A 17,812-nucleotide genomic window follows, 5' to 3' on the forward strand; every position below is an offset into this window, starting at 1 on the left:
CTCGAGACTTGCGCTTCGCGCGGCGCTTTCGAGGCCGAAACGGCGAGACGGGCCTCAACCCTTGGAGGTGTCTCGCAGAACTCGACACATGGGGTTGCGTCGTCGCTCGACATTCGGATCTGTAGGCGGACTCGTCCGGGCCGGCGGCCTGGCGTCTGATAGCGGCGGTGGCGCCGGCGGAGTGTGGGGTGCCGGCCGATAACGGTGCCGCGGGAGGTGCGGAGCCGGGGGCGAGTGTGGCCGCGACGCTGCGCACCGGGCCGAGCGTGTGGTGGAGCTGGCGGCGCGGACCGGGGATCGGCTCGCTTTCGCGAACAGGAGCGCCCTTTCGGTGCCGAGTTCGGCGAGGCCCTGAAAGAGTCGAGGCTCGTGCCGCCCTTGGCCGGAGGTGCTCGAGGGTCGCACTCTATGGACGGCCCACCGCACATCCCATGCGCGAAGCGCGAGTCTCGGGCGCTGAACGACGGGACCGAGGGGCCTCGACCCCGCGCCGCCGGAGGCGGCGCAAATGAACACAGCTCAGCTGAAGTGTTCGTCGAGGACCGCGCAGACGGCTTCGGCGAAATCGCCGACGGCGTCGTTGCCGAGGCACCGCGCGTCCTCGGCCAGGCCCGCCCACCGGTTGAGCAGCGCGTCCGATCGCGGCACCGACAGGCCGTGTTCGCGGGCGGCGGCGATCCGCGCGTGGTCGGCCGGGAGGAACCAGTAAGTGCTCAGCCACACCCAGATGAGCCGGGCTTCGAGGATCTTGTCCGCGAGCAGTGCGTCGTCGGCCAGGGCAGGCCAGACGCCGACCACTTCGGCGCGCCACGCCTCCACCATCTGCAGGGCGCGTTCGCGGGAGAGTTCGATATCGCAGAGGCAACCGGGGAAGGAGACCAGCGCATAGGCGATATCGAGGGTGGCGTCCCGGAATCCGCCCCATTCGTAGTCGAGGATGCGGGCGCCTTCCTCGTTGAGGATCACATTGTCCGGGCACAGATCCGACGGGCTGAACGCCCGGAACCGGCCGCCGGTGAACAGCCGTGCGCCGTGCGCGATCTGTTCGCTCACCTCGTCGGGGACTTCCATCCCGAGTTCACGGCGCAGCAGCGCGGGCATGTCCGCGACCGCCGATTCGGCCTGCTGGGCGATCCCGTCCACCCGGTGCACGACGTCGACGCGGCGCAACAGGGCCACGAAATCGGGTTCGCGGCCCACGGTGGCGGCGTGCATCCGGCCGAGCGCCTGCGCGAACGCCATCATGGCGTTGCGGGTGGCCGGTTCTCCGCCGGACCGCAGCACATCGGTGAGTTTGGTGTTCTCCCCGAGATCGCTGAGGACGAGCAACCGGTCGGGCAGGCTGTGCGCGATCAGGTAGGCGCCGGGCCGTTCCCCGCGGCTCAGCGCGGTGGTGAACTGGTAGGACACCGCCTCCCGAAGGAAGGCCGAGTCGACGCTCGCGACACCCGGGGTGACGGTCACGTTCTTCGGGTCCGAGACCGACCCGCGCACCTGCTTGATGATCAGGGTGCGGGGTAGCGAGAAAGCGTTTTCGGCGACCCGTACGCGCAGGACGGTCGTCCGTCCGCTGCCACTGAGCTCGGTGGGGTCGCTCAGCTTCACCGGAGCACCCATTCGCTTTGTGAGCAACTGCTGTGCTGCGGATACGACTTCGGTGGCTCGTTCGGCCAGTAGTGCAGTCATCGCATCTCAAGTTACTCGCATTCGGTCACTTCTAGCGAGCGGTTGAACAACCTTTCCGTGTCGCTCGGCGTGTCCGCCGCGCTGCCCGCCGCGTGACCGGCTTGCTTGACACCGCTGTGCGGGTCGGGTTTTCTCGATCTGAACTGCTGTGCGCCACACCGGAAACCAGTTGCGTCGAAAGGTATGCCAGCGTGACCGACACACCGCGTTCCGCCCCGGCCGCTCCCGGCGATCCGGCAGGTGAGCAGCCCCCGGTCCCGGGCGGCCCGCGGCCCGCCCCCGCGCCCCAAGGCGGCAGCGCCGTGGTGAGCAGCGACACACCGCTCCCCGGTGCCCCGCCGCCGACGGGCAAACCGTCCGCGACCCCGCAGCGCCCCGGGGACGAAACGCCCGGCACGCCGGGCCACACCCTGACACCGGATCCCGCCGCGCCCGGCGCCGCGTCGCCGGCCGCCACACCGCACGGCGCCACGGAGGCCGATGGTGTATCCGGGCAGCCGGTGTACGGTCCGGCCGGCACCGGACCGGACCCGAACACCAGGACCTACGGCTACCAGGCCTACGGCACGGGGATCCCGGGCCGGCTCGATATCGGCCACGCGCTCAGCTACGGCTTGGAGAAGTTCAAGCTCAACCCGGGCCCGTGGGTCGCGGTCACCTCGCTCGGCCTGATCATCTACCTGCTGGTCTGTCTGGTCGTGCGGGTGGTGGAGCCGCGCTCGGCGCTCGGCCTGTTCGTGATCTTCGGCGCCGTCATGGCCGGGTTGTGGCTGCTCCAGGCCGCCATGGTGCGGGGGGCCCTGTACGAGACCGACGGTTACCGGCCGGGTTTCGGTTCCTACTTCTACCTGGGCAGTATGGCGAACGCGTTCCTGACCGCACTGCTCGCCTTCCTCGCGACCACCTTGGCCTCCGCGCTGTGCCTGCTTCCGGGAATCGCGGTGGGTATCGGCTGTATGTTCTCGCTGCACTTCGCGATCGAACAGGGGCAGAGCCCGGTGGAGGCCATCAAGTCCAGCTTCCTGCTGGTGCTGCGCGACCCGGTACGGGTACTGCTCCTGGTGCTCACCGTGGTCGTCGTGACGGCACTGGGCCTGCTGGCCTGCGGACTCGGCCTGCTGGCCGCGGGCCCGGTGGCGACGATCGCGGTCACCTACGCGTATCGCACGCTCACCGGGGGCCCGGTTTCGCCCGTGTAGCGGCCTAGGCGCCGCCGGCCGGCGCCGCGGCCTGCACCGCGGCGCCGTTGCTCTCCGACCCCTTGCCCTTGGTCTGGGGTGCGGCGTCCAGACCGGCTTCCTTGCGCTGCAGGGCGGTGATCGGCGCCGGCGCGTCGGTGAGCGGGTCGACCCCACCACCGGTCTTCGGGAAGGCGATCACCTCGCGGATGGAGTCCAGGCCGGCCAGCAGCGCGACGATCCGGTCCCAGCCGAAGGCGATCCCGCCGTGCGGTGGGGCGCCGAAGGCGAACGCGTCCAGCAGGAAGCCGAACTTCTCCTGCGCTTCGGCTTCGCTGATCCCCATCACCTTGAACACGCGCTCCTGCACGTCTTTGCGGTGGATACGGATACTGCCGCCGCCGATCTCGTTGCCGTTGCAGACGATGTCGTAGGCGTAGGCGAGCGCGGCGCCGGGATCGGTGTCGAAGGTGTCCAGCGATTCCGGTTTCGGCGAGGTGAACGCGTGGTGCACCGCCGTCCACGCCGAATGGCCGAGCGCGACATCACCGCTGGCGGTGGCGTCGGCGGCCGGTTCGAACAGCGGGGCGTCCACGATCCAGACGAACGACCAGGCGTTCTCGTCGATCAGCCCCACCCGGTGGGCGATCTCGGAGCGGGCCGCGCCCAGCAGCGCCCGCTGCGCCTTGGCCGGACCCGCGGCGAAGAACACACAGTCACCCGGTTCGGCGCCGACGTGTGCGGCCAGACCGGCACGTTCCTCCTCGGTGAGGTTCTTGGCCACCGGTCCGGTGAGGGTCCCGTCCTCGCCGACCAGGACGTAGGCCAGGCCCTTGGCGCCACGCTGCTTGGCCCAGTCCTGCCAGGCGTCGAGCTGCCGCCGCGGCTGGCTCGCCCCGCCCGGCATGACGACGGCACCGACGTAGGGTGCCTGGAACACCCGGAACGAGGTGTTCGCGAAGTACTCGGTGCATTCGGTGATCTCGACCCCGAAGCGGAGGTCCGGTTTATCGCTGCCGAACCGTCGCATCGCCTCGGCGTAGGTCATATGGGGGATCGGCGTGGGGATCCGGTAGCCGACGAGCTCCCACAGCGCCACCAGGATGTCCTCGGCCAGCAGGATGACATCCTCCTGCCGGACGAAGCTCATCTCCAGGTCGAGCTGGGTGAACTCGGGCTGGCGGTCGGCGCGGAAATCCTCGTCGCGGTAGCAGCGCGCGATCTGGAAGTAGCGTTCGATACCGCCCACCATCAGCAGCTGCTTGAACAGCTGCGGGCTCTGCGGCAGGGCGTAGAAGTTACCGGGCTGCAGCCGGGCGGGGACCAGGAAGTCACGGGCGCCCTCGGGAGTCGAACGCGTGAGCGTCGGAGTTTCGACCTCGACGAATTCGTGCCGTGCCAGCACCGCGCGCGCGGCGGCGTTGACCTTGGATCGCAGCCGGATGGCATGGGCGGGACCCTCCCGGCGCAGGTCCAGGTAGCGATACCGGAGCCGGGCCTCCTCACCGGGCTGTTCGTCGAGCTGGAACGGCAGCGGCGCGCTCTCGTTGAGCACTTCGAGTTCCTTGACGTCGACCTCGACCGCGCCGGTCGGGAGTTCCGGGTTCTCGTTGCCCGCGGGCCGCTGTTCCACCACGCCGACGATCCGTACGCAGTATTCCGCCCGCAACCGGTGCGCCTGCTCCGCCGCCGGACCTTCGCGGAACACGGCCTGCGCCACCCCGGACGCATCGCGCAGATCGATGAAGATCACGCCACCGTGGTCCCGCCGCCGTGCCACCCAACCGGAGAGGGTAACGGTCTGACCGGCCTGTTCACTTCGCAATGAACCGGCCAAGTGGGTGCGCAGCACGGTATTCCTTTCGACGGTCGGAACACACCGGGACGGCCTCCGGATGCGGTTGCCATCGTAGTGGGCGCCGCCGAGCGGACGTAAACGGATATATTGCCAGCAGCCGAGCACGCCGCCGTGGACAGGTTTCACAGACGGGATCAGCCATGACCTTCAACGAGGGATCACAGATCGACCCCGGTCGCGCCGCGTCGGGCCCGGGCCCCGGCCGGGGCGGGAAAATCGCGCTCGGCGGCGGCGCCGGCGGCCTCATCGTCCTGGTGCTGGCCCTGCTGTTGGGCGGGGATCCGGGCTCGATGCTGGGCCAGTTCACCGGGGTCGAGGATGCGCAGCAGGGCACCGGGGAGACCGCCGGTACTCCCGAGCACTGCCGGACCGGCGCCGACGCCAACAAGTACGTGGACTGCCGGGTGGTGCTCACCGCGCAGAGCCTGGACTCGGTCTGGTCGGCGGAACTGCCCGAACAGACCGGTGTCGACTACAGCGAACCCGGCATCCGCCTGTTCACCGGTGGCATTTCGACCGGCTGCGGCTACGCGAGCAGTGAAGTGGGCCCGTTCTACTGCCCCGGCGACCGGACCGCCTACTTCGATGTCGGCTTCTTCCAGGAACTGGTGGACCGGTTCGGCGCCTCCGGTGGGCCGCTCGCACAGGAGTACGTGGTGGCGCACGAAGTGGGCCACCACATCCAGAATCTGCTCGGCGATATCGGCCGGGCGCAGCAGGATCCCCGTGGCCCGGAGTCCGGCGCGGTGCGCACCGAACTACAGGCCGACTGCTACGGGGGTATCTGGGCCCACTACGCGGACAAGACGCCCGCGCCGGGATCGGATACACCGCTGCTGATGCCGCTGACCGATACCGATATCGAGGACGCCCTCTCGGCCGCCGCCGCGGTCGGTGACGACCGGATCCAGGAGGCCGCGACCGGCCGGGTGAACCCGGAGGCGTGGACGCACGGCGCCTCCGACCAGCGCCGGAAATGGTTTCTCACCGGATACCGCACCGGCGAGGTGGCGGCCTGCGACACCTACTCGGCCGGCGATCTGAGCAACCCGGCGGGCCTGCGCTGACCCGCCGGGGCGATCGGGCTCAGAACTGGTTGTCGTAGCCCGCGTCCTCATCGGCGTCGACCGCGCCGATGACCTGGGGCGCGGATTCCCCGAGGGGCCCGGTGAGATCGTCGTTACCGGTCGGGCTCCGATAGGGATCGACCGTTCGGGAGTGTTCGTCGTCGTTGTTGTTGCGCTGCCCGGCGGCCCCACTCGGCGAACCCATCAACGAACTCGACGCGGGCGTGGTGGCGGCGGACGGCATTCCCGTCAGTGGCAGGCCGGGGCGGACCACACCCGTCAGCGGCGTCTGGCTCGCTCCGGGCACTCCGGACAGCGAGGGCGCACCGGGCGTACCCGGCGTCCCGCCGGGCGATCCGGTGGACAGGCCCGGACTTCCCGTGGTGAGTCCGGGGCCGCCGGGCGTGGTGCCCGGGCTCCCGGAGTTCAGGCCGGCGAGGGTGGTCGCGGCCGGGTCGTCGCCGGAGCCCAGCGCCGATTCGAGAGCCGAGGTGTCCGAGGCCAGGCTCTGCGCCTGCTGCATGATCGGCTCACCGACACTCTGGGCCACACTCTGCGCGGCCTCGGCGGCTTTCTGCCCGTCCACCCCGAGCAGGTTCTGCACCATTCCGCCCAGTTCCGCGGTTTTTCCGGCGAGGTCACCGCGGGTGGCGTTGGCCACGATCACGGCCTGCCCCAGATGCTCGGTCGCCGAGGCGATGAGGGCGGTCTGCGCCGGCGGTGTCATGACCACCGGGGCGAGGGCGACCGCCTGTCCCAGGAACGAGGTCGCGATGGTGCTGAGCTGGGCATTGCCCTGCTGTACGACAGCGGCGGCGGCCTGGGTCAGGGCAGCGATATCGATCCCGCGCTGACTGGTCTGCAGCCCGGAGTTGTTCGCCTCCTGCCCGGCGGTCTGCGCGGTCTGCGCGGCATCGCTCTCCCAGACCTGCCCCATGGCGGTCAGGCTGCTCTTGCCCACGCCCATGGCGACCTCGATGATCTGGGAGGACCGGCTCAGGATCGCGGTCGGGTCCAGGGCTCCGATGACCCCGGTACCGAAACTGCCGAGCAGGTCGCGGATCGGCTGGAACAGCACATCGATACCGGGCAGGGCCGGCAGGGCGGCGCCACCGAGCAGGGCTCCCACCGGATCGGCGGGCAGGGCCGGGGCGGCCGCCGCCGGGGTGGCTCCGGCCGCGGCGGCGCCGGCACCGGCGGGGACGCCACCGCCGGCGGCCGTGTTCAGCACCTGCCCCAGCACGCCCTCGGCGGTCTCCAGCACCGGCGCCGCGGCCTCGTCGACCACCCCCAGGAGCTCGTTCGCCTGCGCGGAGGCCTCCTCGGCAGCCCCGGAAAGGATGTCCTGCGCTCCGGCCGGCTCCCCACCCGGCCCGGGCGACCCGGGCAGACCCGCCGCGGGCATCCCGGTCTGTGGTGCGTCGTCGGAGATCCGCCGCGAAAGCACGAATTCCGGTGCGTCCACCGGCTGTTCGCCCTCGGGCAACTGCGCGAGCGGAACATCCTGGATGGCGGCGGCCGGGTCCGGTGCGGCGGCTTCCGGAGCATTCACGGGGACGGTCGGCGCCACGTGCTGGAGTTCGGGCGCGATAAGGCCCGCGGAGGCGGTGGTGTCGAGCGGTTTCACAGGCCACCCCCGGCCGCGCCGAGCACACCGGCCGTACCGTCGTCGGTGGCGTCGTAGGCGAACGCGGAGGTGAAGGCCGCCTCCGACAGTTTCTGGTATTTGGCCGACAGATCGTTGATATCGCGCGCCTGCAGCACCTGGGCGGCCGCGAACATGGCCAGATAGTCGGCGCCGATCAAACCGAAAACCGGTGTCAGTGCGGCGACATTGGCCACCGCGTCGATATTGCCGGCCGCCGCGATCTCGGTCCCGATTCCGGAATTCGTGATTCCGAACGCGCGCAGCGCCTCGGTCGCTACCGAGAGATTACTCATCGAGCTCCCCCCTGATTCTCCGTGAACATCATCGTGGCCACCGCGTGGAACATGTCGTGTGCCGCAACGACGCGCACCCCTCGCGGTACCAAATGGTTGCCGCCCGAATATAGCCCACTCGACCTGCCGCACACGAGACGCGGCGGGGACCGCAAAACTAGAACCTGTTGCAAATTAGAACGAGTTCTATATTCTCGTCTCCATGAAGGTCGCAGTGACCGGCGCAGCCGGCTACCTGGGTACGAATCTGCTCCCGCTGCTCGCCGAGCGGGGCGACGAGATCGTCGCCATCGATCGGGTGGCACCCCGGCAGCCGGGCGCGGCGAACATCTCCTGGGTGAGCGCCGACGTCCTGGACCCCGAATCCATGCGCGCCGCACTCGACGGCGCCGAGATCGTCTACCACCTGGTCGCGGTGATCACTCTCGCCGACAAACACGACCTGGCCTGGCGGGTGAACACCGAGGGCGTCCGTGTGGTCGCCGAGGCCGCGCATGCCGTCGGGGTACGGCGGTTCGTGCACGCCAGCTCGATCCACGCCTTCGACCAGTACAGTTGCGGCGGCAATATCGATGAGACGACCCAGCGATCCACCGAGGCGGGCCTGCCGGTGTACGACCGGTCCAAATGGGCCGGTGAGATCGCACTGCGCACGGTGGTCGACGCCGGCCTGGACGCGGTGATCTGCAATCCCACCGGGGTTTTCGGCCCGGCCGATCACGGCAGCCCGCTCTCGCGTATCAACCGCTCGCTGCGCGACGCCGCACGCGGCCGTATCCCGGCCATGATCGACGGCGGATTCGACCTGGTGGACGTCCGGGATGTGGCGCGCGGTCTCGTCCTGGCCGGTGAGCACGGCCGGACCGGAGAGAACTATCTGATCGGCGGCGAGATGATCTCCATGCTCGATCTGTGCCGGATGGCCGCACGGCACGGCGGGAAGAAGGGACCGCGCTTCTCCATCCCGCCGAAACTGGTGTCGGGCCTCATCCCCGTCATGGAGCCGATCGGTAAGCGGCTGGGCACCGATATCGTCTCCAGGGCCGCGCTCGGCGCGCTTGTCTCGGCGCCGCTGGTCGACCACGGCAAGGCGACCCGGGAACTCGGCTACCGGCCGCGTCCCATCGACGACACGGTGCGCGACCTGGTCGCGTTCTTCGCCGACCCGCACGCCCCGCTGCCGGATTTCACCCCGACTGCTTGACAGTACATAGAACGCGTGTTCGACTGGTCCGGTGCGGTGGCAGAACCAAACCCTGGACGCCGACGACGGCGCGCTGCCCGGGCTGGACCGGGCCGGATTCGCCCGCACCGTACAGACTCCCGAATTCGACGGGATCACCTTCCACGAAGTGCTCTGCAAGAGCGCGCTGAACAAGGTTCCCGAGGAATCGAACCTGCCGTTCAAGTGGACGGTCAATCCGATGCGCGGTTGTTCGCACGCCTGCCGCTACTGTTTCGCGCGCGGGTCGCACGAATACCTGGAACTCGACGCCGGAACGGATTTCGACACCCAGATCGTCGTGAAGACCAATATCGCCGCCGTGCTGCGGCGCGAGCTCACCCGCCGGTCCTGGCACCGGGAGAAGGTGGCGCTGGGCACCAACACCGATCCCTACCAGCGCGCGGAGGGACGGTATCGGCTGATGCCCGGAATCATCGGCGCCCTGACCGATTCCGGGACGCCGTTCTCCCTCCTCACCAAGGGCACCCTGCTGCACCGGGATCTGCCGCTGCTCACGCTGGCCGCCCGGGAAGTGCCGGTGCACCTCGGTATCTCCCTGGCGCTGCTGGAACCCGAACTGCACCGCGGACTGGAACCGGGTACCCCGTCGCCACGTGCCCGGCTGGACCTGGTGCGTGCCTGTAGCGACGCGGGTTTCGCGGTGAACGTCATGGTGGCGCCGGTGATCCCGTACCTCACCGACGGCCGGTCCCAGCTCGACGAGTTGTTCGGCGAACTGGCCGCGGCCGGCGCGGCGTCGGCGGTCGCGCTGCCCCTGCACCTGCGCGGCAGCACCCGGGGCTGGTTCCTGGGCTGGCTGGCCGAACACCATCCGGCACTGCTGCGCCGCTACCGCCAGCTGTACCGGCGCGGTGCCGTGGTCGCCCCCGAATACGCCGGCTGGTTGCGCGAACGTATCGATCCGCTCCTGGAGCGGCACGGCCTGCTTCCCGACCGTGCAGCCGAACCCCGCACCCCTCCCCCCGTCGAGCCCCGGACGGCCCCGCAGCTCGAGCTCTTCGCCTGACCGTCCCCGGCGCCGCCTCCCCGGCGGGTGGGTCGCGAGGGAGGCGGGCGCGGTCGCGTGGTGGTGCCCTCCGATCCACCGCGACGAACCCCTCACAGACCTGCTGACGCGGCACCGGAGAAGCCGACCTGCGGTTCTTCGAACACGCCGACGTACCGTTCGCCCGAGCGCCACCGCGTGAGCGACCGGTGGAGCCGCGACGGTACCGGCCGCTCTCCCGGGCGGAGAAGCAGCCCCCGACCAGGCGGCCGGGCCCTCCGGTGGGCCGGGTCCGGCCGGGTCCGGGTCGTGGCACCTCCCACCTCGGCGCATCTACCCTGGTGGGTACCAGACAAGTGAGGCGCAGGAACACCTCGTTCCGCTTCCGCCGCCGACCCGGCCGGGTGCTTTTCCGGCGCGGCGACCCCGCGCCGGGGTAGGTTGGCGAGCGGCAGCTCATTTCGACGAGGAAGTGAAGCACGCGTATGGTTTCGCACCACGACAATATCGGCCGCCCCGGCACCGCTTCCGCCGAGACCGACTCCGGCACAGCGGTATTGGACCGTGTCGTCATCCGCTTCGCGGGCGACTCGGGCGACGGTATGCAGCTCACCGGCGACCGGTTCACCCACGAAGCGGCGGCCTTCGGCAACGATCTGGCCACCCAGCCCAACTTTCCGGCCGAGATCCGGGCCCCGCAGGGGACGCTGCCGGGTGTGTCGTCGTTCCAGATCCAGATCGCCGACCACGATATCCTCACCGCCGGTGATCAGCCGGACGTGCTGGTCGCGATGAACCCGGCGGCGCTGAAGGCGAATCTGGGCGAATTACCACGCGGCGGCACCGTCATCGTCAATACCGACGAGTTCACCAAACGCAACCTCACCAAGGTCGGATACGCGGCCGATCCGCTGTCCGACGACAGTCTCGGCGAGTTCGTGCTGCACCAGGTGCCGATGACCTCGCTCACGCTGGCCGCCACCGAGTCCACCGGCGTCGGCAAGAAGGACGGCCAGCGTGCCAAGAACATGTTCGCGCTGGGCCTGCTGTCCTGGATGTACGGGCGGCCGATCGGCGGTACGGAAAAATTCCTGCGGGAGAAGTTCGCCGCGAAACCGGATATCGCCGAGGCCAATATTCTCGCGTTCCGGGCGGGCTGGAACTACGGCGAGACCACCGAGGCCTTCGCCACCACCTACCGCGTGGCCCCGGCGGTACTGCCCACCGGCACCTACCGGCAGATCACCGGTAACACGGCGCTGGCATATGGGCTCATCACGGCCGGTTCGCTGGCGGGGCTGCCCGTGTTCCTGGGCACCTATCCCATCACCCCCGCCTCCGATATCCTGCACGAGCTGAGCAAACACAAGAACTTCGGCGTCACCACCTTCCAGGCCGAGGACGAGATCGCCGGGATCGGCGCCGCGCTGGGCGCGTCCCTCGGTGGCGCGCTGGGGGTCACCAGCACCTCGGGTCCCGGGTTGGCGCTCAAGAGCGAGACCATCGGTCTGGCCGTGATGACCGAACTCCCGCTGGTGATCGTCGATGTGCAGCGCGGCGGCCCGTCCACCGGACTGCCCACCAAGACCGAGCAGGCCGATCTGCTGCAGGCCCTGTACGGACGCAACGGCGAATCCCCGGTGGCCGTGCTGGCCCCGCGGTCGCCGGCCGACTGTTTCGCCACCGCGGTGGAAGCCGCCCGGATCGCCCTCACCTACCGAACCCCGGTGCTGCTGTTGTCCGACGGTTCGATCGCCAACGGGTCCGAACCGTGGGCCATCCCCGCGGTAGCCGATCTCGATCCCATCGACCCGGGTTTCGAGACCGACGCGGAGGGTGAGTTCCTGCCCTATGCCCGCGATCCGGAAACGCTGGCGCGGCCGCTGGCGGTCCCGGGCACCGCGGGCCGGGCCCATCGGATCGGGGGGTTGGAGAAGGCCGACGGCAGCGGCGATATCTCCTACGATCCGGCCAATCACGACCTGATGGTGCGGTTGCGGCAGGCCAAGATCGACGGGATCACCGTGCCGCCGGCCGAGGTGGACGATCCCGACGGCGCGGCCGAGGTCCTGCTGATCGGTTGGGGCAGTTCCTACGGACCGATCGGGGAAGCGTGCCGGCGGGTGCGGCGCCGGGGCGGCCGGGTGGCCCAACTACATCTGCGGCATCTCAATCCGCTGCCCTCCGATCTGGGCGAGGTCCTGCGCCGATACCCCACGGTCGTCGCGCCGGAGATGAACGGCGGCCAGCTGGCGATGCTGCTGCGCGCGAAGTACCTGGTGGACGTCCAACCGTGGACCAAGGTCGCCGGTACCGCGTTCTCCGCCCAGGAACTCGTCGGCGTCATCGACGCGGCGATGGAGGGCACCCTGGCCGTACTCGAGCACGACAAGGCCCGCACCGCGCGGGCCCGGGCCACGTATCGCACGAACGGGGGCGAATCATGACCATCGTCGAAACATCGCTGACCGGAACCGACCTGGGGCTCACCCCGGTCTCGGGCCTGACCGGGGTACCGACCGCCGACGGCCCGCAGAAGGCCAAGGACTACACCTCCGATCAGGAGGTGCGCTGGTGTCCCGGCTGCGGCGACTACGTCATCCTCGCCACCGTGCGCGGTTTTCTCGCCGATCTCGGCCTGCGCCGGGAGAACCTGATGTTCGTCTCCGGGATCGGCTGCTCGAGCCGCTTCCCCTACTACCTCGACGCCTACGGTATCCACTCCATCCACGGCCGCGCGCCGGCCATCGCCACCGGTTTGGCGGTGACCCGCCCGGATCTGTCGGTCTGGGTGGTCACCGGCGACGGTGACGCGCTCTCCATCGGTGGCAATCATCTGATCCACGCGCTGCGCCGCAATGTCAATATGACGATCCTGCTGTTCAACAATCGCATCTACGGCCTGACCAAGGGCCAGTACTCCCCCACCTCGGAACCGGGCAAGGTGACCAAATCCACCCCGATGGGTTCGGTGGACCACCCGTTCAACACCCTGTCCGTGGCCCTGGGCGCCGAGGCGACCTTCGCGGCCCGCGCCCTGGACTCCGACCGCGCCGGCCTGAACGAGGTGCTGCGCGCCGCCGCCGAGCACCGTGGCACCTCCTTCGTGGAGATCCTGCAGGACTGCCCGATCTTCAACGACGGATCCTTCGACGTACTGCGCCGCGGGGACAGCGAATCCCGGCTCGTCGGCCTGCGCCACGGGGAGCCGCTGCGGTTCGGCGCCGACGGTGAATACGCCGTGGTGCGCCGCGGTTTCGGTCTCGCCGTGGTGCCGTCGGCCAATGTTCCCGACGACGAGATCGTGGTGCACGACGCGCACACCGACGACCCCGAATACGCCTACGCGCTGTCCCGGCTCTCCGACCAGGACCTGGACCACGTGGTCACGGGCGTCTTCCGGGCGGTCGACCGGCCCACCTACGACGACGGTGTCCGGGCGCAGACCGCCGCGGCGCGGGAACGGTTCCCGGTGACCACCGATTCACTGCAGAACCTGCTCACCGGTTCCGAGACCTGGACGGTGGGCTGAGCGTCTCGCCGGCGAGGGCGATCGACGGCACGCGTACACCGACCGGTCCGCACCGCTCTCGTCGCGGCGGTGGGGTGCGACGGGATCGGACACGTTCCTGCCGCACACCCTGGTTGCCCGGGCGACGGGTGCCGGCACCCGCGCGCTCTCCCGAGGCGGTCCGATAGCGGCCGCCGAGGACTCGGCGCTCAGTAGAGGGTCGCGATCTCCTGGTCGGTGAGCACGATCGGAGCGACATAGTCCTTGGCCCGGGTCAGCGTCACCGCCCGGTACAGCGGCCGCTGCGGAAGCGGCGCGTCGCGGGCCTCGGCGCGGAGCTGATGGACGAGCAGATCGGCGACCGAGAGGGCCGCGGGGAGTTCGCTGCGCACCAGCGCGTCCGCCAGCCGCCGCAGTCCCAGCAGGTGCAGCTCGCGACCGCTACCGGCGTCGGTGTACATGGCCAGCGGGACGATCTGCTGGTCGGGGCCGGCGGTGAGCCGCAGTACCAGGCGACTGAGCCGCCCCGGGTACACGAGCAGCTCCACGCCGGTGACGGCCGCGATATCGAGTGACCGGGCACCCAGCAGGGTGCGGGCCTCGACGACGGCCCCACGCAGCGACAGCCGGCGCCGCTGGACTGCCACGACGTATCCGACGACCGGTACGGCCACGACCGATGCCGCCATCAGCCCCGCCGGTGGGCCGAACAGCAATCCGGCGAGTACGCCTATCCCGAGGGCCAGAGCGACCGCGACCAGCGCCAGCCGCCGCAGCACCGGGCCGTAGAGCTCGGGGGCGACGAGGTCCAGCCCGATTCGCTGGTCGGGATCGGGCGGGGGTGCATCGGTCACGGCGCGCATTTCGGTCCGGGGACGGGGTCCACCGGACAGTACTACGAGCCGTCGGACCGCGCGTGTTCCGCGACCGCTCGGTTCCGGCGACCGGGGTCGGCCCGAACGATTTCCAGCGGGCGGGCTGTCACGGCCGGTCCCGCGGCGACCGATCGGGCTACCGCGGGGCCAGTGTGGCGACGATCTCGTCGAGCGGGATCTGCCGCTGGTCACCGGTCTGCATATCCTTGAGCCCGATAGTCCCCTCGGCCAGGTCGCGATCGCCCAGGATGAGCGTCGAGCGCGCGCCCGACCGGTCCGCGGCCTTCATGGCGCCCTTCACCCCGCGGTCGCCGTAGGCCAGATCCACCCGGACCCCCGCGGCGCGCAACTCACCGGCCAGGACCACCATGCGCTGTTTGGCGGCTTCACCCAGCGGAACACCGAATACCTCGCAACGGGCCGGGTCGCCCGCCGTCACGCCCTCGGCGGCCAGCGCCAGGACCGTGCGGTCGACACCGAGGCCGAAGCCGATCCCGGACAGCGCCTGCCCGCCCAGCTCGGCCATGAGGCCGTCGTAGCGGCCGCCGCCACCGATCCCGGACTGGGCGCCCAGCCCGTCGTGCACGAACTCGAAGGTCGTCTTCGTGTAGTAGTCCAGACCGCGCACCATGCGCGGGTTCAGGACATACGGCACGCCGAGCGCGTCGAGGTGCGCGAGAGCCTGGTCGAAGTGGGTCTTCGCGGATTCGGACAGGTGATCGATCATCAGCGGCGCCGTCGCGGTCATCTCTCGCACCTCGGGCCGCTTGTCGTCGAGCACGCGCAGCGGGTTGATCTCGGCCCGCCGCCGGGTCTCGGCATCCAGGTCCAGCCCGAACAGGAATTCCTGCAGTCGTTCGCGGTACTGCGGGCGGCAGGTCTCGTCACCGAGCGAGGTGATCTCCAACCGGAACCCGGTCAGGCCCAGACTCCGGAATCCGGCGTCGGCGACCGCGATGACCTCGGCGTCCAGCGCGGGATCGTCGACACCGATGGCCTCCACACCGACCTGCTGCAACTGCCGGTACCGGCCCTTCTGCGGCCGCTCGTAGCGGAAGAACGGGCCGGCGTAGCTCAGCTTGACCGGTAGCTGGCCGCGGTCCAGGCCGTGTTCGATCACCGCGCGCATCACCCCGGCGGTGCCCTCGGGGCGGAGGGTGACGCTGCGTTCGCTGCGATCGGAGAAGGTGAACATCTCCTTGCTCACCACGTCGGTGGATTCGCCGACACCCCGGGCGAACAGTTCGGTGTCCTCGAAGACCGGCAGCTCGATATGCCCGTACCCGGCGAGTCGGGCGGCACGGAGCAGACCGTCGCGTACCGCGACGAACTCGGCCGAACCGGGCGGAACGTAATCCGGCACCCCCTTCGGGGCGGAGAAGCTGCTGGTCTTGGTCACGGTGAACCAGTTTCCCCCACCCGCCCCGGTCGAGTCCAACCGGTTCCGCTGTACCCGCACCCCGCGGCGGCCGGTCCGGTCGATATCCGGGTGCCGGCCGCCGGAGATGGCAGACTCTAGTGCCGGAAGCAACAGACCAGCCGCGACCGGCCGGGCCTGCCGGCCCGGCCGCCGCACGGGAGGAACGTGGTAGTGCCCAGCAACGAACAACGCCGAGCGGCGGCGAAACGCAAGCTGGAACGACAGCTCGCCAACCGGGCCGAACGCGCGCGCAAGCGTAAACAACTGACCATCGCCGGATCGGCGCTCGGGGTCGTCGTGGTGATCGCCGCGGTGACCGGGGTGTATTTTCTGACCCGCGGCGGCGAGAGCGCCGATACGGCCTCCAATGCCTCGCAGACACCGGACGCCTCACTGTCCAGCACGCCGGCGGTGGCGGCGCCACCGCCGGCGGCCGCCAAACCCGCCAGTGTGAACTGCACCTACCGGGACAGCGCGGAACCCGCGGCCAAGCCGGTACAGAAACCGCGAGCGGAGGGTATCCAGACCGGGGACGGCAACTCCTCGCTGAGCATCAGCGTGGACAGCAACCAGGGCCCCCTCGGACTGACGCTGAACAACGCCGAGTCGCCCTGCACGGTGAACAGCTTCGCCAGTCTGGCCGGCCAGGGTTACTTCGACGGCACGAACTGCCACCGCCTCACCCAGGGCGAGGGCCTGAAGGTGCTGCAGTGCGGTGACCCGACCGGTACCGGCAGCGGTGGCCCGGGCTACGAATTCGACAACGAGTACCCCACCGATCAGTTCGCGCCGAACGATCCGGCCCTGCAGCAGCCGATCAGCTACAGCCGCGGCGTCCTGGCCATGGCCAATGCCGGGCCGGGCACCAACGGCAGCCAGTTCTTCATCGTGTACGGCGATTCGATGCTCCCGCCGAACTACACGATTTTCGGCACCGTGGACGAGGGTGGCCTGGCGACCCTGGACAAGATCGCCGGTCAGGGCCAGGACGAGTCCAACGGCCCCGGTGACGGCAAACCGACGCAGCCGGTCACGCTGAACTCGGTCCGGATCGACTGATCCCGGCGGTCCCACCGTCCGGCGCGTTCCCCGCACCGCGGTTACCGGCGATATATGCTGGTCGGCGCAACGTTGCGAAGACCGAGCCCCCAGTTCTCGGGTAATCTCGAAAAAGGGAGTGCGCGTGACCAAGTCGTGCTCGCCGGTCGCAATTCCGGGCCGGGGCACCACTCGCGGGTTCTTCCGGTGTTCGCGTCGCGCCGGGCGGACTGTCGCCGGGCGGTTCGCGGGCCGGGCCGCGGATCCCGATCCGCCGGCGCGGTCCGCGATGCCGTGGCACCACACCGTCCTATAGTGCACACCGCAGTATCGGGGAGCAGCCATGTCCGAGGAACTGGACGACATCGGCCGGGAAACCGCGGCCATGATGAAAACGATGTTGCAGATCGCGACATTGGTCGCACTCAAGGCCCGGGAGCGCGGTCAGCGGGAAGCCGAGATGCGGGTCAAGATGACCGAGGCCCGGGTGAAAGAGGCCCGGGAGCTGCAGATCCGTGAAGCGCGCGACGCCAAGGCCAAGGATCCGCGCAACCTGGCTCTGGCACAGACCATTTCGCGGTCGGTCGCGGAGATCGGGCCACCGGGCACCTCGGTGCCGCATCGGGAAGCGCCCGGTTATCGCGGTGTCCAGCTCGAGAAGGACCGCTTCTCGATGAGCTCGTTCGCCGAGAAGTCCGATCAGGCGAGCAGCGCGGCGGACACGGTCCGCTACGACTCGGTGGAGCGGCGGGCGGCGCTGGCCGCGCATCTGGCCAAGATCGGTGTCGCACCGGAATTGGCCGCGGCCCGGATGCTGGTCGAGGTAGGACAGGCCACCCCACCGAGCGAGGCGGTACGCAACCGGCCCGACCGGGCACCGGCGGTGCAGCGCGCCCGGGAACAGGAACAGCTGGCCCGGGGCCTCGAACGCAGCCGGTAGGCCGCGGTTCCGGCCGGAGACGATGAACGCCCGTCCAGCAGGACGGGCGTTCGTCGTCTCCGGTACC

14 protein-coding genes are annotated in these 17,812 nt (G+C 69.8%); 8 read left to right on the plus strand and 6 right to left on the minus strand.

What is annotated here, in order from left to right; all coding sequences use genetic code 11:
- Positions 1 to 519: 519 nt before the first annotated feature.
- Positions 520 to 1,686 (minus strand): kinase, encoded by a 1,167-nt coding sequence (locus ABZV91_RS21930; protein ID WP_355244650.1) that lies wholly within the window; start codon positions 1,684 to 1,686, stop codon positions 520 to 522.
- Positions 1,687 to 1,877: 191 nt separating this feature from the next.
- On the opposite strand from ABZV91_RS21930, the gene ABZV91_RS21935 reads away from it, so the two are divergent.
- Positions 1,878 to 2,885 (plus strand): hypothetical protein, encoded by a 1,008-nt coding sequence (locus tag ABZV91_RS21935; protein WP_355244653.1) that lies wholly within the window; start codon positions 1,878 to 1,880, stop codon positions 2,883 to 2,885.
- Between the two features lie 4 nt (positions 2,886 to 2,889).
- Here ABZV91_RS21935 and aspS read toward each other — a convergent pair whose 3' ends face one another.
- A complete protein-coding gene (gene aspS, locus ABZV91_RS21940; RefSeq protein WP_355244656.1) occupies positions 2,890 to 4,716 on the minus strand; it encodes an aspartate--tRNA ligase in 1,827 nt (608 codons plus the stop codon).
- A gap of 146 nt (positions 4,717 to 4,862) precedes the next feature.
- Here aspS and ABZV91_RS21945 point away from each other — a divergent pair, with 146 nt between their 5' ends.
- Positions 4,863 to 5,789, plus strand: coding sequence for a neutral zinc metallopeptidase (locus ABZV91_RS21945; RefSeq protein WP_355244659.1), 927 nt, complete (start codon positions 4,863 to 4,865; stop codon positions 5,787 to 5,789).
- 19 nt (positions 5,790 to 5,808) lie between these two features.
- On the opposite strand, the gene ABZV91_RS21950 is transcribed toward ABZV91_RS21945, so the two are convergent.
- Positions 5,809 to 7,416: a hypothetical protein gene (locus ABZV91_RS21950; protein ID WP_355244662.1), complete on the minus strand. Its 1,608-nt coding sequence runs from the start codon at positions 7,414 to 7,416 to the stop codon at positions 5,809 to 5,811.
- On the minus strand, positions 7,413 to 7,730 hold the full coding sequence (locus tag ABZV91_RS21955) for a type VII secretion target (RefSeq protein WP_355244664.1): 318 nt from the start codon (positions 7,728 to 7,730) through the stop codon (positions 7,413 to 7,415). Before ABZV91_RS21955 ends, ABZV91_RS21950 begins: the two co-directional genes overlap by 4 nt.
- Before the next feature lie 202 nt (positions 7,731 to 7,932).
- Between ABZV91_RS21955 and ABZV91_RS21960 the strand changes: the two genes are divergently transcribed.
- The 4 genes from ABZV91_RS21960 (at position 7,933) to ABZV91_RS21975 (ending at position 13,493) form a co-directional block, all read left to right on the plus strand.
- Positions 7,933 to 8,934: an NAD-dependent epimerase/dehydratase family protein gene (locus ABZV91_RS21960; RefSeq protein WP_355244667.1), complete on the plus strand. Its 1,002-nt coding sequence runs from the start codon at positions 7,933 to 7,935 to the stop codon at positions 8,932 to 8,934.
- A 31-nt stretch (positions 8,935 to 8,965) separates the two neighbouring features.
- Positions 8,966 to 9,982 carry an Rv2578c family radical SAM protein gene (locus ABZV91_RS21965; RefSeq protein WP_355244670.1) on the plus strand — a complete coding sequence of 339 codons (1,017 nt, stop codon included), beginning with the start codon at positions 8,966 to 8,968 and terminating at the stop codon, positions 9,980 to 9,982.
- Between the two features lie 464 nt (positions 9,983 to 10,446).
- Entirely contained in the window at positions 10,447 to 12,408 is a 1,962-nt protein-coding gene (locus ABZV91_RS21970; protein WP_355244673.1) for a 2-oxoacid:acceptor oxidoreductase subunit alpha, read from the plus strand.
- On the plus strand, positions 12,405 to 13,493 hold the full coding sequence (locus ABZV91_RS21975) for a 2-oxoacid:ferredoxin oxidoreductase subunit beta (protein ID WP_355244676.1): 1,089 nt from the start codon (positions 12,405 to 12,407) through the stop codon (positions 13,491 to 13,493). Before ABZV91_RS21970 ends, ABZV91_RS21975 begins: the two co-directional genes overlap by 4 nt.
- A gap of 188 nt (positions 13,494 to 13,681) precedes the next feature.
- On the opposite strand, the gene ABZV91_RS21980 is transcribed toward ABZV91_RS21975, so the two are convergent.
- Together ABZV91_RS21980 and hisS are read right to left on the minus strand one after the other, a co-directional pair.
- Positions 13,682 to 14,335 (minus strand): hypothetical protein, encoded by a 654-nt coding sequence (locus ABZV91_RS21980; RefSeq protein ID WP_355244679.1) that lies wholly within the window; start codon positions 14,333 to 14,335, stop codon positions 13,682 to 13,684.
- Positions 14,336 to 14,483: 148 nt separating this feature from the next.
- The gene (gene hisS / locus ABZV91_RS21985) at positions 14,484 to 15,746 is read right to left on the minus strand and encodes a histidine--tRNA ligase (protein WP_355244682.1); all 1,263 of its coding nucleotides are present in this window, start codon (positions 15,744 to 15,746) and stop codon (positions 14,484 to 14,486) included.
- A 192-nt stretch (positions 15,747 to 15,938) separates the two neighbouring features.
- Here hisS and ABZV91_RS21990 point away from each other — a divergent pair, with 192 nt between their 5' ends.
- Complete coding sequence (locus ABZV91_RS21990) at positions 15,939 to 16,826, plus strand: peptidylprolyl isomerase (RefSeq protein WP_355244685.1); 888 nt, start codon at positions 15,939 to 15,941, stop codon at positions 16,824 to 16,826.
- A 322-nt stretch (positions 16,827 to 17,148) separates the two neighbouring features.
- Positions 17,149 to 17,745, plus strand: coding sequence for a hypothetical protein (locus ABZV91_RS21995; RefSeq protein ID WP_355244688.1), 597 nt, complete (start codon positions 17,149 to 17,151; stop codon positions 17,743 to 17,745).
- The last annotated feature ends 67 nt before the right edge of the window (positions 17,746 to 17,812 follow it).

Origin of the sequence: Nocardia sp. NPDC004568, from assembly GCF_040609955.1 — a bacterium.
Classification (GTDB): domain Bacteria; phylum Actinomycetota; class Actinomycetes; order Mycobacteriales; family Mycobacteriaceae; genus Nocardia.

Bases quoted from the DNA above. Each gene is read 5' to 3' on its own strand.
- ABZV91_RS21930 (WP_355244650.1), bottom strand. From the start codon at position 1,686: ATGACTGCACTACTGGCCGAACGAGCCACCGAAGTCGTATCCGCAGCA.
- ABZV91_RS21945 (WP_355244659.1), top strand. From the start codon at position 4,863: ATGACCTTCAACGAGGGATCACAGATCGACCCCGGTCGCGCCGCGTCG.
- ABZV91_RS21955 (WP_355244664.1), bottom strand. From the start codon at position 7,730: ATGAGTAATCTCTCGGTAGCGACCGAGGCGCTGCGCGCGTTCGGAATC.
- ABZV91_RS21960 (WP_355244667.1), top strand. From the start codon at position 7,933: ATGAAGGTCGCAGTGACCGGCGCAGCCGGCTACCTGGGTACGAATCTG.
- ABZV91_RS21970 (WP_355244673.1), top strand. From the start codon at position 10,447: ATGGTTTCGCACCACGACAATATCGGCCGCCCCGGCACCGCTTCCGCC.
- ABZV91_RS21975 (WP_355244676.1), top strand. From the start codon at position 12,405: ATGACCATCGTCGAAACATCGCTGACCGGAACCGACCTGGGGCTCACC.
- ABZV91_RS21980 (WP_355244679.1), bottom strand. From the start codon at position 14,335: ATGCGCGCCGTGACCGATGCACCCCCGCCCGATCCCGACCAGCGAATC.
- ABZV91_RS21995 (WP_355244688.1), top strand. From the start codon at position 17,149: ATGTCCGAGGAACTGGACGACATCGGCCGGGAAACCGCGGCCATGATG.